The sequence below is a fragment of the Novipirellula sp. genome, assembly GCF_041583735.1.
Taxonomy (GTDB): domain Bacteria; phylum Planctomycetota; class Planctomycetia; order Pirellulales; family Pirellulaceae; genus Novipirellula.
The window spans coordinates 1-15,712 of record NZ_JBFHFD010000141.1; the positions used below are offsets into that span (position 1 = coordinate 1).

Genomic DNA, 15,712 nt, shown 5'->3' on the forward strand with positions numbered 1-15,712 from the left:
CCGTACTCGGTGAGCAATTGCTTGACCTCGGGAACGGCCTTGTTCATCACGTATTCATCTGAGCTGACGCGTTGGAGCGACTTGTCCCAACTGTTGCCAAAGCCACCGGGGTGATGCCAATCTTGGGCTTGAGAGTAGTAGAAACCGAATCGAATGCCATGTTCTTGGCAAGCTTCGGCCAGTTCTTTCATGATGTCACGGCCAAACGGTGTCGCGTCGACGACGTTGAAGGGATTCGCTTTGGAATCGAACATCGCGAAACCATCGTGATGCTTGGCCGTGATGACCAAATATTTCATTCCTGCTTGTTTTGCCAGACCGACGAATTCCGACGCATCAAATTGTGTTGGGTTGAACTGGGCAGCGTACTTTTCATATTCCGCGATCGGGATCTTCCCCCGAGCCATCATCCATTCAGCGCTGTTGGGCAGCTTTTGGCCCTTGTATTCGCCGCCGACGGTCGAGTAGATGCCCCAGTGAACAAACATGCCGAACTTCGCTTGACGCCACCATTCGAGTCGCTCGTCGCGGGTTTCAATCGGCGGAGCGGTGTCTTGCGCGACGACAACGCCGCCTGTCAAAATGGTCAGTAGTCCGAGGCCCAGCAGTTGAAGATGAATCGTTTTCATGGAACTGAGATTCGTTAGATTGGGGAAGAGATCGTGAATAGATTTTTAACGTGAAGAGAGAAGAGAGGTCGCATGCGACCCAAGCATCGTCGGTGACGCGACAGTCGAAACCGATCAATAGCCGTTCTGGTTGCTCCTGTTGAAAAATGTTTCCACGTGGTATCCGTTTGCCGCTCTCGGTGTGAGAGCGGGCTGGTGCAACGGTTTTCGCAGGGTTTGCCGGCAGCGATTTATTCTACCGCAGGCTTCTTTTTAGCGGGATTCTTTTTTTTCGGCTGATTCACTTTGTTGTGGGCAGGGATTGGGCTTTCGAATCCTGCGTAGGCTTCCGGTTTGATCCCTCGCGCGTTGGTTTGGTTGCCGAAGGTGTTCGGATGGAACGGGCCGACGAAATCAATGTTCATGTCGGGGGTAATCGCGTCTTCTAATCCGATGGCCCAGAAAACCCCATTGACGATCAAACGGCGGTATCCGTCGTTGGTCAAGTCTTCGGGCGTCCCGTAGAGCGACGTGAACACACGGCCAGATTTGCCGGATTCGCTTTTGTAGGTTCGTGTCCATTCCGAGGGCATTGGCGGCTGGGTGTCGGACGCTGGTGAGTCAGGTGTCATGCCATTGAGAGGTTGGGCCATCGTCAAGATGTCGCCATCGGTAGGCTTGCCGACATAACCACCGGCTTGGACCCAGACGTCTTTGACACCTTGCAGGATCGGGTGATCTTTCATGGCGTCCACAATGGTGATGCGCGTGCTTTGCACATGATTTCGGCCGTAATGGCCCACCCAGGTTTGTCCAAGCACTTGGTGACCAAAACCAAGTTCATAGCCCTCGACTTTGGAATTGAATGAGTATTTTGCATACGGTTGGTCGGCGGGGATTTGGAACCCGTGGGTTGCCGTCCGCATCCCAACGATGGGGCCACCGCGACGGAGGTAATCGTCAAAGTGCTTCATTTGTTCGGCAGGAAAGTTTTGAAATCGCAAAAACACGACGGCCAAATCCGCTGTGTCGAGCGCTTCCAATCCCGGCATGTGCGAAGGCTTGCCCGCTACGATTTCCCCTGTCTCAGGATCAATGTTGAACAGCACCGTGCATTTGAAACCGTGATGCTTAGCCAACAGTCGGGCAAGAGCCGGTAGCGACTCTTCGGAGCGATATTCGTGATCGCCAGCCATGAACACAATGTGTTTGCCTTTGCCCACCCCGTCTTCTCCTTCGAAGACAAGCGTTTCCGCCTGAGCGGTGCCAATCAGGCTTGCAATTGCGATAACAAATAAGGCTGCAAATTTCATAGATGAATCTCGGTGAGGGGGATGTAGCGAGTAAGCGGCCGTAGCGGAACTCGTCAAAAGTTTCGGGGGGGCATACGTCAATCAAAACGACAGTCTCGGATGACTTCCGTTACGCTGAATTAGCACGAACTCTACAGAAAAGAATGCTTCACAGCGTTGCGATTCTACTGTTGAAAAGAAACTACGGTTCGAATGTCAATTGGATCTTGCCGAGCATCGGCTTCGATTCGTTGGAAGTCGTGTCGGTTATTTTTACCTCGAATTGGAATCCAAAGCCGGCGGGCAAATCGGACAGGTCAAGCGAGGCGGGGGTTCTAGCGATCTGTTTGGCAAAGCCTGGCATCGAGTCGTACGTTTCCTTGACCACGTGCCAATCGCTCCAGTGATTAACGTTTCCGTCGCCGGTCGTGTCCACGCCGACGCGTGTTTCGACTTGTTCGACCCACGGTCCCGGACTGGTGAAATCAGTTTTTTGTTGGGTGACCAAATAGAACTGGCCTTCGGCAAATGCGATATCGGGATCGGGGTGTCCGTTGCCAATATTGCCGCAGAACGTAAACGGTTGGTCGAGGCTTGGTGAGGTGAACCAAGCGACGCTCATCGGTTTGCCATGTTCGGGATCATAGTCGCCAAACAAATAATATTGTCCTCCGATGCTAATCGCAGCCCAATCGCCAAATGCTTCTTGCTCAGGTTCGTGGATTTCGTATTCCGCAACATTGGTTTTGTAGTTTTCGGGGTCTTCCTTCGCCCAGTGTGGGTGTTTGTAGGTTCCAATCTTGCCGGTTGGTTTCGTGCGATGATCGACTGCCGCCCCCAGGATCTTGAAATTCGAGACGCCATCGTCGCTGACTGCATGTCCGGCCAGCGGCGAGTCCCACGAACGCTTGCTGGCGTTGATGGGGCTCCAATCTTCGTAAATGACATGGAATTTTCCCTCCAAATCACGGATGAAACCGCTGTCCGACCCGTGGGAGGGATCGTTCAGGGCTTTGCCCATGTTTTTGCCCGGCTTGCCATCGGTCAGGTCATCATCGACGTAGACATGAGGGTCTTGGTCGTTTGGAAAGTCATAGTAGATGTACGTTTTGCCATCGACGTGTTCCGCCGACGTCACCCATTTTGAAAATCCTTCGGTGACCGGGCCATGATGGACCCAGTTGACCATGTCGCGGCTTTGCCATGCATGGTAACCCCCTAGTCCCTTGTTCAGCCCTCCGGGCGCATCGAACTGATTGGCAAACGGGGTCGTCATTAGCGGGATGTCAAATCCGTCCAGCGTTGCCGGTTCCGGTTGAAACGTCGATTTTGAAGCCCCCTTCTTGGCCGATTTTTTGGCGCCCCCGTAGCGACCAAAGATCCAGTAATTTTGGGGACCAAGACTGAGCATGACCGGAGCGTCCGCAAGGTTAGCGGGGCCGATGTTGTCGACAGAGTTCCAGTTTTGCCAAACCGGCGACTGCTGGAACCCAATCGACTTTGCCGAGCGTTTTTGCTCGAAGCGTTTTAGCGTGCTTCGCAGTGTGCCCGTTTTGCTCGTTGGGCTGGCGACACCTTCCTTGATCTCGATTTGGTTTTTCTCGGACGTTTCCTGTTGCCACTGTTCTTGAGTGTCGATGACCCAAGTTTCGTTTGCAACCGACGGGCACGTTACTGCGGCCGAGACTAGTAACGCCGCTACGGAAGAGAGGGTGATGCGAATCATGGTAGAAAAGTATGTTGCTGGAAAAAGGGAAAGAGGATCAGAGGGGGGCTGCGTGCGGCGGGTTCGAATCCAAGGGGCCGCAATGGAGTGGTGCCGATGGCCGGATGTCGAGGCCATCGGTCGAGAGCAAAAGGTCGAGTGTTAGTCGATCCTGGGCATGTCCCAATCAGGAATGCCGCTTTCCTCTTTTTGCTTTATGAAACGATCGCGGAACGGTTTTGCGACATCCAGCGACGCATCTTCGTTGACCATCAGCGGACGGACTTCGTCCCACCAAGCGTCAAAGGCAGCATGCAACTCGCTATACACTTCGGGATAATCCGCGGCGACGTTGTTCTCTTCGCCTGGGTCCTGTTGGATATTGTACAACTCGTCGTTAACCAGCCGCCACTTCTCGCTCCGTACCGCATAGTTTTTGTACTTGGAATGATCCGGATTGGGATCGCCTTTGCCAAAATTCCCCCGAGCTCCGGTCTTAGCCCAGCGACCGACGTGAAAGAACGTTTTACGGTCGGGCCACGTGGTGTTTGGATCTTTGATCAAGGGCACGAGGCTGCGTCCATCCAGGTCCAAATTCGATGGGACCGTTGCCCCGGCGATCTCGGCAAGCGTCGGAAACAGGTCGTAGTGGCGCGTCAAGCGATCAATGTCGACACCTGGCTTGGTTAGTCCCGGTAGACGCATGAACAGCGGCACTCGTGAACCGCCTTGGTGCGGTGACCCTTTCGCCCCTTTCATGCCTGCGTTATAGACCGTTGCTCCTTTGGCGCTGCCGTTGTCGGTCATGAAGATCAACAGCGTATTATCTGCTAAATCCCACTCGTCGAGCTTCTGCATCAGCAATCCCACGTTCTCGTCGATATTGACGATCATGCCCAGAAACGCATCGGTGGGCGACGAACACTTGTCTTTGTACAGATCCGAGTAGCGTTTCGCGACGTGGTAGGGGCCGTGCGGTGCGTTGGTCGGAATGTAAGCGAAAAAGGGTTGCTTCTGTTCCGCGTCGGTTTCGGTATTTGCGTCAGAGGTCTCCTTGATCCAGCCGAGTGCCTTGCGAAAGAAGACGTCGGTGCAGTAACCCTTGGTCTGCACAAACCGGCCGTTGTGTTTGATGATGGGGTCAAAGTAGCTGGTGCCCGGAGCGTCGCTTTGCGTCCCCGCAAAGTTTTGACCGATGCCGCCTGCGCCGTGGATAAACGTTTCGTCAAATCCGCGGTTTTCGGGTTGGTAGGGATCATCATCGCCAAGGTGCCACTTGCCAAAGATTCCGGTCGTGTAACCGGCTGACTTTAGCACTTGGGCGATCGTGGTGGCGCTAAGTGCCATGCGATCACGCTCGAGAATCGTATGCGTGATGCCATTTTTAAACGGGGCTCGGCCGGACATCAGTGCGGCTCGCGTCGGGGCGCATGTCGGGCTGGCGTGGAAATCGGTAAACCGCGTGCTTTGAGCATGCAGTTTGTCGAGGTTGGGAGTTTCCAAAAACGGGTGCCCATGGCATCCCAAGTCGCCATAGCCTTGGTCGTCGGTCATCACCAACACGATGTTCGGTGGACCAGGCTCGGAACCGGGCTGCTCGCCTTGTGCGGCAGCCCCCTGCGGTCCCATCGCGAACCCAATCAGTAAAGCCGCGATCAAGTGGTGTCGTACAAATTTGGTGTGTGCAAAAGCTGTCATCGTGAATACTACTTTCTATTCGTTTGCGTCGATCTGGCGACGCAGGGGATCGTTAAACGCAGACTCGAGTGACTAGTTTTTTGGTGTCCAAGGACGCTGGCCGTTCTTTTCCTGCAGGAATTTGGCGTCAACGGTTTGATACCATCGGTGCAATCGACTTCGCATTTGGTCCACTCGCTCAGGCATCGATGACGCAAGATCGTTTGTTTCGCCAATGTCCGTCGCTAGGTTGTAGAGATGGACGCGGCCGTCCTCGTAACGCTCGATCAGTTTGAAATCGCCTTCGCGAATCGCACCGCCGGGAATGCCGCCCTGGTTGCTGTAGTGCGGGTAATGCCAATACAGCGTTTCGCGGTCAAGCGAGTTGCCCTGGAGCGCCGGGCGGATGTCGATCCCATCGATTTCGTGCTGAACGTTGACTCCGGCCGAAGCGGCAAGCGTCGGGAACAAGTCGATCGAGCAGATCGGTTCGGCTGATTCCGAGCCCGCTTTTGTGATCCCTGGGAACCGGACGATCCACGGCACCCGGATGCCACCTTCGTAAACCCATCCCTTGCCGCCACGAAGGGGCATGTTGCTGGTCGGCGAACCTTCGGATGTAGACAACCCGCCATTGTCCGATGTGAAAATCACCACGGTGTTGTCCGCGACTCCCGAGTCTTCCAACTGCTGCAACACTTTCCCAACGGCTTGGTCCATAGCTTCGACCATCGCGGCATAGACCGCATGTTTTTGCAGCGTTCGTACCTTGCGTGGCTTGTTGCCAAACACCTGTTCTTCGTCACCAAACTCTTGGCCGCTGATAGCGGACGCTTTCTTCTTGTATTTCTCTACCAGATCGGGCCGCCCCATCAGCGGCGTATGGACCGAATAGAATGACAAGTACGCGAGGAACGGCTTATCTTGATTGGTTTGAATGAACGAAGCCGTGTCGCGGGCCAAACGATCGGGCAAGTGATCGCCAGCAGGACTTTCTTCCTTCATTTGTGGGTTTTCAAACGGCGCGAAGTATCGCTTGCCTGAATAAGGCCCGCCGCGGCTGTACCCTCCGATGTTGACGTCGAAACCACGGTTCTGAGGATAGTATTCCTCGCTCTCACCCAAGTGCCACTTGCCGGCGAAGAAGGTTGCATATCCTTGCCCCTTGAGTGCTTGGGCAATCGTGATTTCGTCCAGCGGCATGTTGTCGTTCAGCGGCGCCGGGTTGAATTTACCGCCTCGTTTGCCTGAGAAGAAATTGGTCGCATCGACGCGTGTCGGATACTTGCCCGTCATCAAACTGTAGCGGGTCGGTGAACAAACCGGATTGGCTGCGTAGCCGTCGGTAAATCGCATTCCCGATTCCGCCAATCGATTGATGTGCGGCGTTTCATAGAAACAGTCGGGGTTGTTCGCCCCCACATCCATGTAGCCAAGGTCGTCTACCAAAAAGACCACAAAGTTTGGTGTTCGCTGCGAGTCCGTCTCCGCCCCACGGACGGTCGATACACCCACGAGACTCATAAGCGTCGGTACGCAAAGCAGCCATACCAAACGTAAACTCATATCTATATTTTTCATGTTCTACTCGTATTTCGCGTCGAGGTGCATTTTGCGTCGGAAGGCTATGCCGCAAATTCTAACCGATGCAGAACCATGATAGTTCCATCAATTGTCAGCGAGGTGGGCGTTTGGGGCGGGGAAGCTGGGCAGGAGGGCGTTCAACGACGAAGGGGGATGCAAATGGTCCCCTTCGGTTTGCGTCCAAAACGATTTTATCTCGAACCATCATGGTTGCACTCGCACCTCGATCGATTGTGAAATGCGACATCGCGTTAATCATTTGCGACGCTACGCTGAGTGTTTTTTTTCGGTAAGCCTGATTCACGCCAGTTATCGATTGATCTCATCCGCCGTGATGAAACCATTTTTGTCCCGATCCATCCTTTCGAATTGACGCTTGAAAATCGAGGCAAACTCGGCGCGAGTCAACCGTTGGTCTTCGTCGGTATCAGCGATCGTGAACGAAGGGTGGGCGTGTTCGCTGGGCGTCAACACGCCGTCTTGGTTCTTGTCTTTGCGGTCAAAGCCGCCAGCAAAATGATTGATGTACTCCTGTTGCGAGACTCGGCCATCGTTGTCTGCGTCCTTCTCTGCGATTGACGCCGAAGACTGCGAGCCTGCTTTGGGGTTGCCGGTCACCGAGAGTGCTTGCGACGAATACGATTTATTCGTTTTCTTGATATCGGGATAGCTGCGAAGGAAATTGTTTTCGTCAATTAGGTTGATGACGTAATGCGTGGTCGCTGGGGGCAGTTTGACGGAGACAAGGTTTTTGTCCTGCAGGATGGTTGCCGGTTTGCGGAACCACTCTTCGTCACGGTCGCCGCCATTGAGCGTATAGATCAAATCTGCTCGCGCTAGCTTTGCTCCGTTTTCTTGATACCGAAATGCAACTTCATTTCCTTGTTTTTTATGAGACAGTACCGTGCAGACGTTCTGTTTCCCGGGCAGATCACCCAGATAGTCAGGATTGTAACTGGGATAGCTTGCGTTCATCTCGGTCAGTATCTCGGTCAGCCTTTGATTCATCGCCTCCGCTCTTTCCGGCATGGCGGCGGCAAGGTTTTTCGCTTCTTCGATATCGACTCGCTGTTGTTGGTTGCCGCTGGTTTGATAGAGCTGGAATAGTTCCAATTCGTCAGTTCCGTCATTGTTGACATGATCGTAGTTGCGGATCAGTTTGTAGTCGCCGATTCGAATCGTGCTTTCCAACGCAACGCCATGAGGAAAGTGCCACATCATTGTATCACGAGTCGTGCCATCGGCATGTTTTACCAGTGCCGGATTGGTCGGATCATTTAGCAGCAGTTGCGAAAGATCGCATCCGTCGAGATGTTTGTCTGACGGTTTGCTGGATCCCGTTAACGCAAGAATGGTCGGATAGAAATCGAGCCCGTTGACCATCACGTCGGATTGAACACCGGGCTGGATACCAGGCCCGACAATGAACAGCGGCACCCGAGTACCGCCTTCCTTGGCCGAAATTTTACCGCGGTCCAGCGGATTGTTGTCGGTGTAGCGTTCCTTCGGACCGCCTTCCATCCCACCATTGTCGGATGTGAAGATGACGTAAGTGTTTTCGCTTAACTTGTGTCCAGGCCAACGAGGGTCGTCGGTTTCATCCAAGTAGTCAAAGAGTTGGCCGGAGTAATAATCCAACATCTCGACCATCGCACAGTAGTACGGATTGAGCTGCCCGGCGGTTTCGCGAGTGACGGTGTGGCGAGGGTCAACGCCCAGTTTGTCGACGTATTTGTCAAGCAACGCTTTGCATCGCGTCTGGATAGGGGAATGTACTAACCAAGTCGCGTAGTAGAGGAAGAACGGCTTGTCCTTGTTTTCCTGTAAAAACGTCAGTGCATCTTGATTCGTCTGATCCAGCGGGTATCCGTTTTCATCCAGACGAAAGGGATCATCCACTGCATCGGTGGCAAAGCCTGACAAGCGATCCTTCATACCCGTTTGCACCCCTCGATCTGAGCGAGAGTAATCGAATCCGACGTCGGTGGGTTGTGGAAACGCATGATGATCGATCGCGATATGCCATTTCCCCGAATGGCCGGTGACATAGCCATTTTGTTTTAATGCTAGCGCCAATGTGAATTCGTCCTCCGGCATGCGGCCGCTATACCACGGATCCATCATTCTCGACCCCTTTTGGTTGTGCGGGGTTGGCGGTGCGCCGCCGACGACATGCGTTTTCTGAGCACGCGCCGGATGATTTCCGCTCATGATGGCGCAGCGGCTTGGTGCACAGGTGGGCGCCGGTGAATAGGCTTGCCAGAACATCACGCCCTTTTTCGCGAACGCATCAAGGTTCGGCGTTTCCATCGGCGAGGGTTCGTCAATGTCGTAACACTTCAAATCTTGCCAGCCTAAATCGTCCGTGAGCATCAAAATGACGTTCGGCTTCGGTTGCTCTGCATCGACTGGTTCCCCCAGGAACGCAAACGAGACAAGCAGTACTAAAACGATGCGATAGTTCATGTTTCGATGAAGGTTTTGGGATTAGGTGGGGCACGGTCGCGGTTACGCTAGTGCGTCGAGTGAATCACATAAGATTTGGGGGCAACGCCCTTGCATCGCTAACCAAGTGCTGGCCGGACGTTTTCGCCATCGACGGACTCATTTCAAGTTTCGCTGGCACCGGGCGGTCATTCTTCGATTGCGTTTCCAATCCGGCTTTGGCACGCCAAGCTGCTAGCGATTCGAAGTTTTTACCCATAGATCGAGGTGATGCGGGTTGGGGTTGGGGAACTCGCTTGAATCGAGCAACGTGGATAGCTTTTGCCAATTTCCGGTCGTCGGTTTGTCGACGTACGCATATCCGACCAACGACAACCATTCACTGTTGTTCTTGTCCATCGAATATCCCGTCGTGTCACGATAGTAATCGTGATGCGGGTGATTTGCCGGCAATGTGAAATCGAGTTTCTCTTTGTCGACAAAGTAATAAGGATCGGTGGTGATGATTTCTTGATTCGTTTTTGTATTACGAATACGCATCAGCGGCATCGTCCCGCTCACCGGTTGCGTCAAGACTTGGAATGCCTTTTTGCCGTCTGAGTTTTCAACGGTTGTCATCGGCGAGTCGGCTGGATCGAACGTCAAGAGTCCATAGTCGACGTCATCAACCAATCTCGTTGCCTGTTCGATCACTTTGGCCCGTTTTCCAACGACCAGATAACTGCGAAACCAAATCGTGCTGCCAGGAACGATTTGGATCTTGGGGATGATTTCGCATACATCGTAATTGCGGAAACTGTTCTCGGGACGTGTGGCCCAGTCTTTCCATACGTTTTTGTACAGGGGTTCGCTAGCACGCCAATCTCGATACAGCGAATGTTTGAACTGGCAATACGGTTGGCCAGCAGCCTGGCGTGCCAATTCGGCTTCGAGATGCTTGTCGCGTCCGTAAACCAACGCCAAGCTGGGACTATCGTCGTCATCGGAGGCACACGAGATGTTCCAGCCGCCGGTGTCGCGGACATCGACAGTTCCGTGCTCGCTCAAGAAACCCTCACGCTGCAGCAATTTGCCTTCCGGAGAACTGACATAACGCAGCGGCAAACTGCTAATACGGGTGCCGCCCCAGGGAGCATTCAGGTGATCAAATACGACGTCATCGCGGGTGCTGAAGTTGTGAACGACCCACGTCAATTCGATCACTCCGTTGCCAACGTCGCGAATTTGAGTGTAGTACAGCAGTGGTGAACGATGAACCGTTTTGATCTGAGGAACGAGGCCCCAATTGAGCATTTGGATCGTGCGATTTTGAGCGTCCATTTCGGATGCCAGCAGCGGACAGTACAGCGATTTGACCGCGGAATCACCAGGGATGTACGCGCCCGAGTTATGAATAAAAAACGATGTTGCGTACGGCGATTGTCGAATGCGGTCGAGCGTTTCGCTTGGGATACCGCGAGCGGTTCTGCCTTCGATGCCGTTGTATTTGGTGCACACGGCAACGAATTGCCAGACCTCGTCGTTCCACGGCGAGACTTTGCCGCCCGCAGCACGCCAAGACGGTGGCACGCTTTCACCGAACGCGCCTCGCAGTGAATAGATCTGTCCGCCTTGGCCGATACGCAACTTGAACGAGTTGTCTTCGTCTTGCCGGTGCACCATTTCCGCAAGAAATACCGGTCGTTCATCGAGTCGTTCATCCCACAAGCTTTCGCTCGGGGTGAACTTGGATGTGAATGTCGTGTCGCCACGTTGGTCATCGGCGAGCTGGACCGTGGGGTTGGGAAAGACATTCAAGAATGACTGTGCCGACGCAAGTGGATGAATCAGCAGAGTCAGAAAGGGGACGGTCCAGCGCAGTTGCGTTGTCATTGGGAAGGAATCTCGGCGGGAAGGTCTGCGGAACAAAACGAAGGTGGGACGGGCAGGCGGGCAGGCTCGCTTGTGAGCCGGGTTAGCGACGTAGCGATGAGAAGTTTTTAGCGTTCGGTTTGGCTGGAAGACTCGTTTTCCAGTTCTCGATCTTGTCAACCAATTCGGACGCCACTTCGGGGTGACGGTCTTTCAGGTCCACTTTCTCGTACGCCTCTTCGACGATGTCATAGAGTTCGACGTAGGACGCGTCTTCGTTGGCGAGCAACTTCCAATTTTGATCGACGATACAGTACGACACCCAGTGATAGCTGTTCTCGCTTTTTGGTTTGCCATGGCCATCCATCTTCCAAAACAGTGGCTTGCTGCGACCATCGCTTGATTGGCCCTGTAGCTGACTCAATTGGCACATCCCATCAGGGGTGTACGACGGAGGCAATTCGGCACCAGCCAATTCGCAAAACGTTGGCAGCAAATCGACGGCGGAAATCATCAGCCGATCGTCCACTTTGCCAGCGGCAATCTTGCCCGGCCATCGTGCGATGAACGGAACGTTGATGCCCCCTTCGAACAAAGATGCTTTGTAGCCTTTGCGGCCTGCGGTGATGCCTTTGGATGCGGCGATCCCAAACCCGGCGCCGGTGGCCGTGTCGTAGGTTAGATCGAGTGTCGCATCTGGTTTCCCCCGAGCAGGGCCATTGTCCGAGCTGAAGATCACCAGGGTGTTGTCGCTTAAACCGAGCCGGTCAAGTGTATCAAGGACCTCGCCAATTCGATCGTCCGCATGCGCCAGCACGGATGCATAAATCTCATCCGTTTCCTCGAGTCCGCTGTCGCGAAATCGCCAGCGATATTTTGGTACCACGTGAAACGGCGTGTGGGGTTCATGCACCCACAAATTGATGAAGAACGGCTTGCCAGCTTGATTGCTGTTTTCAATGAATTTAATCGCGTTGTCGGCGTCCTCGTGCACTGGCATTTGTTCGCCCGAACAATTGAACGCGCCGTAGGTGTCGTATCCATATTCGCCTGGCGACGGCGAATCGGGGATCATGTCGTTGGACAAGTGCCATTTGCCGAAGTGGGCCGTCGCATATCCAGCCGACTTCAGCAGTCGTGGCATCGTGACTGCGTTGACATCCAACCAATCCGGCATATTGCGTTTGGCATTGCTGGGCACCCAGGCAAAGTGTCCGTCGATGTTGTAGCGGGCCGGAAAGTGCCCCGTCATGACCGCGGTGCGACTCGGCGAACAGACGCCGCTGGCGACCGTAAAGCGATGGAAATCCGTACCTTCGCGAGCAAGCCGATCGATGTTGGGTGTTTTTACATACGGATGACCGTGGCATCCAAGATCGCCCCATCCCCAATCGTCGGCAAAGATAAACAGGATGTTCGGTTTGCTCGAAGGTTCATTCGCCGAAGCTCGGTCGACGACGCCTGATACGAACATCGACATTAGTAGGATTAACACTGCTGGATGGATCATCGTCAATCGGCTGATCATGGGGGGAATTTGCCTGTTTGGGGTCGCGCGTGTTGTGGTACTCGTCTTGATCTTCATTTGTCTCGGATCTAAATGAAAAACCGAAGACACATCGGCAAATAACGGATTTGCAGCGAGTGCCTTCGGCGTTTTCGGTCATCCGCAGTGGATGCAGTCGTTGATGATTATTTCATCGACTGTTGGGTTTCTTCCATCAGTTTCTTCTCGTTTGCCTTGTATTCTTCGATGGCCGAGGGGGGCAAACCTTCGGTTACCGAGGTGGGTTTAGGATCACTGCAACCCGACATCAGGGGAAGAAAACTGGATAGCAATAAGGGAATCAATGCAAAGCGTTTCACTGGAACACCGTTTGGTTAATCAGGACGTTGGTTGATGGGGAAGGAGAAGGCGTCCGCAGGTCAAGTGTGGCGACGGACGTCTTCGATACAACGGATCAAAAGCAAACTTTTTTGCGGGCTAGAATTCGCCGATAACTTCTTTGCTACCACGTGTTCCCAATGCACCCCATAGCCCGTAGGGACTTTGGGAACCAGGAGCCTGGGCACCCGTGCCTGAAGCCCACACCATGCCTGCACGCGAATTGCCTGCTTCGATCGAGTCGGTAATGAATTTCACCGCACCGTCGCCCATCAACACATGACCGCCGCCTTGGTGATAGCTAGATACCGATCCAACAAGGTTCAAGTCATCGCCGTTGGTACGCGAGCAGATCTCGCTATTGGGTGGCAAAATTGTGGTCATGCCCGAAAAGATGGTCTTGGCATCGGCCCAGCGGTAACCGCGGGCACGCGTAGGGCGACTGTCGCTAGTCCAGAAACGAGGACGGGCTGGATCGATCACCCCTTCGCATGCCTTCGGGTTATCGCGAATCACAGTCATCGTCGCGTTATTGTTACCCGAGGTGTAGTTAGGCAGTACGGTCCGGTTGTCTTTGTCACCGAGCGACGTCGCAATCTCACCCATGGCGATCGTGTTGGCCAGTCCGTCCAAACAGTCACGGAACTTCGTGACATCAAACGGTTTGAAGAAGCCGCGATGAGCTTTTTGTGCCGTTTGCGCACGTGTTCGGGTCATGCCGATGTTGCGGGTGTTGGGCCAAGGGCCATAAGCGGTTTCGTCGCATGAGTCGCCAATACAGGCGGCGTAGTTGGTTCGCCCCAACGCGGGAAGGCCTACCCCAGGATCGCTTGGGCAGCGGTACGATGGGATGTCGATCGTCCATGGCACATAGGTGATTTCGTCAGGGGTGGGACCCATCGCGTTCCAGGTTCCGCCGACCTGGCTCGGATTGGAAATCTGTTCCCACAATGCTTGCTGTTCGACAAACGGAAGCACGCCGACCAGCATGCTCAGCTGCATGTTATTGGCTAGCGGTGTCGGTTCCCACCACGATTTACCGGGGGCCGGAAGCAGCGTTCCGGTACCATGTGTCGGCAGTTGGTCGTACGCGGAATGATAGTTATGCATTCCCAGACCTAGCTGCTTAAAATTGTTGCTGCAGCTCATTCGCCGGGCAGCTTCACGAGCCGCCTGTACCGCCGGCAACAGTAGGCCGACAAGCACTCCGATAATTGCGATGACGACTAGCAATTCCACCAAAGTGAAACCGCAGTTTACTCTCTTACCATTCATGATCACTACCTTTGAAAAAGAAAAGAAGGGTGGCTGGCGAAAGACGACAGCCCAAAAGACAGGAAAAGGAAGCATCGATGCCGCCAGAGAGTTCTGGTGGCAAATTTTATACCTGCGGTGTATCGCAGGCCATCGTGTGTTTACCGGATGACCGCGGTTGATTCGTCCGACAAGCGGTCACGGATCTCCCACGCATCATTCTTTTTTAATACTTCGACGTACCGAAAAAAAAGGATCGGAACGTTATTGCTGGACTTCGACATTCAGTTCTTGAAAAGCGGTGTTTTCTCGCGACGTGCTTACCGGAGAAACCTGCCAAATGATCCAGCGAAAATTGCCCAATGACTTGCCGTCCGACGCCCGTAGCGAGGCTGCGGTGAAGTCGTCGGACGCGGTGCTGCGGGTGTCGATAGTGCCCAGTGGGATGAAGCGAGAGCGGTCGCTGAGCTTCCATCCAGGATCGGTGTTTGCTTTGCTTGCGAACAAACTCAGCTTCTGGACGCCGCGTTTCTGATTCTGGTTGAACGACCAACTGGTGATCGCCGAGACCGACTTCACCGCGCCTAGGTCCAATTTGTAAGCTCCGTTTTGAACCCCGTTTTGAAACACAGGACCATAGTCACGGTTCAATTCGCCGTCGATCAATACTTTGAGCGGCTCGTTTTGGGTGGTTTGGTTTGCCGATACTTTTCCTGTCGCTGCCTTTGGCAACCGCAGTGCCGAGAACTCGGCGGGCGTCGATGCCGATTCGATCACGACATAGGGATGATCCTCGATTTGCAGGTCGATCGTTTCTTGGTCACGAACCACGCGCACTCGTAGCGGCGTGTTACCCGCCCGCGTGTAGGCCGCGATCAGATCCTCGGCGCTGACCATTTTTGTGTCATTGATCGCGAGCACCAAGTCGTTTTCCTGGAATCCGGCAGCGGCAGCAAGCGAATGCTTTGGAAAATCAAGCAAAGCCACGCCACCGTCTTGTTTGCTGACACCGTAGGCTGAAAACTCTTCGCCCTCTAACGCATGCAAGGTCACGCCCAGCCAATACAAGTCCATGGCCACCGTAGTGTCCGCAGCGTCATTTGACGGCGAGTTTTGGCCAGGGATTTCAAGCTCGGGAATTACCGGCGTTTCGGCGATCGCCTTTAGCGATGGCTTTTTGACGCCAAATTGATCCATCGGGAAATTTTCAAAGCCGATCTCAAACGCGGGCGACCCCGGTGCGACACGGAAGTCGCCGCTTGCCGGATCGATAAACAGTGGGTCGGCGACGATCGAATGCAGGTCCCAGCCAAATTGAACGAACTTGTCTTTCATTTTAGGGTCGGCTGAGAAGAACAGATTGCTGTCGATTCGTTTTCCTTTGGCCTTCTGGCTGGGCATTCTCGCGCCG

At 54.0% G+C, this 15,712-nt stretch carries 11 protein-coding genes and 1 pseudogene; 1 reads left to right on the top strand and 11 read right to left on the bottom strand.

Annotated features, from left to right (window positions below; genetic code table 11):
- From ABX962_RS12820 to ABX962_RS12865, 10 genes are all read right to left on the bottom strand, one after another.
- On the bottom strand, nucleotides 1-629 hold a 629-nt coding region (locus ABX962_RS12820; RefSeq protein ID WP_372719961.1), incomplete at its 3' end, for an alpha-L-fucosidase.
- Between the two features lie 230 nt (nucleotides 630-859).
- Entirely contained in the window at nucleotides 860-1,921 is a 1,062-nt protein-coding gene (locus ABX962_RS12825; protein WP_372719963.1) for a ThuA domain-containing protein, read from the bottom strand.
- Between the two features lie 181 nt (nucleotides 1,922-2,102).
- The gene (locus ABX962_RS12830) at nucleotides 2,103-3,626 is read right to left on the bottom strand and encodes a hypothetical protein (RefSeq protein ID WP_372719965.1); all 1,524 of its coding nucleotides are present in this window, start codon (nucleotides 3,624-3,626) and stop codon (nucleotides 2,103-2,105) included.
- A 141-nt stretch (nucleotides 3,627-3,767) separates the two neighbouring features.
- Nucleotides 3,768-5,234 carry an arylsulfatase gene (locus ABX962_RS12835; protein WP_372719979.1) on the bottom strand — a complete coding sequence of 489 codons (1,467 nt, stop codon included), beginning with the start codon at nucleotides 5,232-5,234 and terminating at the stop codon, nucleotides 3,768-3,770.
- Nucleotides 5,235-5,375: 141 nt separating this feature from the next.
- The gene (locus tag ABX962_RS12840; RefSeq protein WP_372719967.1) at nucleotides 5,376-6,863 is read right to left on the bottom strand and encodes a sulfatase; all 1,488 of its coding nucleotides are present in this window, start codon (nucleotides 6,861-6,863) and stop codon (nucleotides 5,376-5,378) included.
- A gap of 312 nt (nucleotides 6,864-7,175) precedes the next feature.
- A complete protein-coding gene (locus ABX962_RS12845) occupies nucleotides 7,176-9,332 on the bottom strand; it encodes a sulfatase-like hydrolase/transferase (protein WP_372719969.1) in 2,157 nt (718 codons plus the stop codon).
- A 213-nt stretch (nucleotides 9,333-9,545) separates the two neighbouring features.
- Entirely contained in the window at nucleotides 9,546-11,183 is a 1,638-nt protein-coding gene (locus ABX962_RS12850) for a hypothetical protein (protein WP_372719971.1), read from the bottom strand.
- A gap of 82 nt (nucleotides 11,184-11,265) precedes the next feature.
- The gene (locus tag ABX962_RS12855) at nucleotides 11,266-12,642 is read right to left on the bottom strand and encodes a sulfatase (protein WP_372719981.1); all 1,377 of its coding nucleotides are present in this window, start codon (nucleotides 12,640-12,642) and stop codon (nucleotides 11,266-11,268) included.
- 212 nt (nucleotides 12,643-12,854) lie between these two features.
- On the bottom strand, nucleotides 12,855-13,028 hold the full coding sequence (locus ABX962_RS12860; RefSeq protein WP_372719973.1) for a hypothetical protein: 174 nt from the start codon (nucleotides 13,026-13,028) through the stop codon (nucleotides 12,855-12,857).
- A 118-nt stretch (nucleotides 13,029-13,146) separates the two neighbouring features.
- Nucleotides 13,147-14,322, bottom strand: a complete 1,176-nt coding sequence (locus ABX962_RS12865; RefSeq protein WP_372719975.1) for a DUF1559 domain-containing protein — start codon at nucleotides 14,320-14,322, stop codon at nucleotides 13,147-13,149.
- On the opposite strand from ABX962_RS12865, the gene ABX962_RS12870 reads away from it, so the two are divergent.
- Nucleotides 14,321-14,473, top strand: coding sequence for a hypothetical protein (locus ABX962_RS12870; protein ID WP_372719977.1), 153 nt, complete (start codon nucleotides 14,321-14,323; stop codon nucleotides 14,471-14,473). The genes ABX962_RS12865 and ABX962_RS12870 overlap by 2 nt on opposite strands.
- Before the next feature lie 92 nt (nucleotides 14,474-14,565).
- On the opposite strand, the pseudogene ABX962_RS12875 reads toward ABX962_RS12870, so the two are convergent.
- Nucleotides 14,566-15,712 (bottom strand): annotated as a pseudogene (locus ABX962_RS12875) (signaling protein); the annotation flags it as partial.

Bases quoted from the DNA above. Each gene is read 5' to 3' on its own strand.
- ABX962_RS12825 (WP_372719963.1), bottom strand. From the start codon at position 1,921: ATGAAATTTGCAGCCTTATTTGTTATCGCAATTGCAAGCCTGATTGGC.
- ABX962_RS12850 (WP_372719971.1), bottom strand. From the start codon at position 11,183: ATGACAACGCAACTGCGCTGGACCGTCCCCTTTCTGACTCTGCTGATT.
- ABX962_RS12835 (WP_372719979.1), bottom strand. From the start codon at position 5,234: ATGGGACCGCAGGGGGCTGCCGCACAAGGCGAGCAGCCCGGTTCCGAG.
- ABX962_RS12845 (WP_372719969.1), bottom strand. From the start codon at position 9,332: ATGAACTATCGCATCGTTTTAGTACTGCTTGTCTCGTTTGCGTTCCTG.
- ABX962_RS12865 (WP_372719975.1), bottom strand. From the start codon at position 14,322: ATGAATGGTAAGAGAGTAAACTGCGGTTTCACTTTGGTGGAATTGCTA.
- ABX962_RS12840 (WP_372719967.1), bottom strand. From the start codon at position 6,863: ATGAAAAATATAGATATGAGTTTACGTTTGGTATGGCTGCTTTGCGTA.
- ABX962_RS12830 (WP_372719965.1), bottom strand. From the start codon at position 3,626: ATGATTCGCATCACCCTCTCTTCCGTAGCGGCGTTACTAGTCTCGGCC.
- ABX962_RS12870 (WP_372719977.1), top strand. From the start codon at position 14,321: ATGATCACTACCTTTGAAAAAGAAAAGAAGGGTGGCTGGCGAAAGACG.
- ABX962_RS12855 (WP_372719981.1), bottom strand. From the start codon at position 12,642: ATGTCGATGTTCGTATCAGGCGTCGTCGACCGAGCTTCGGCGAATGAA.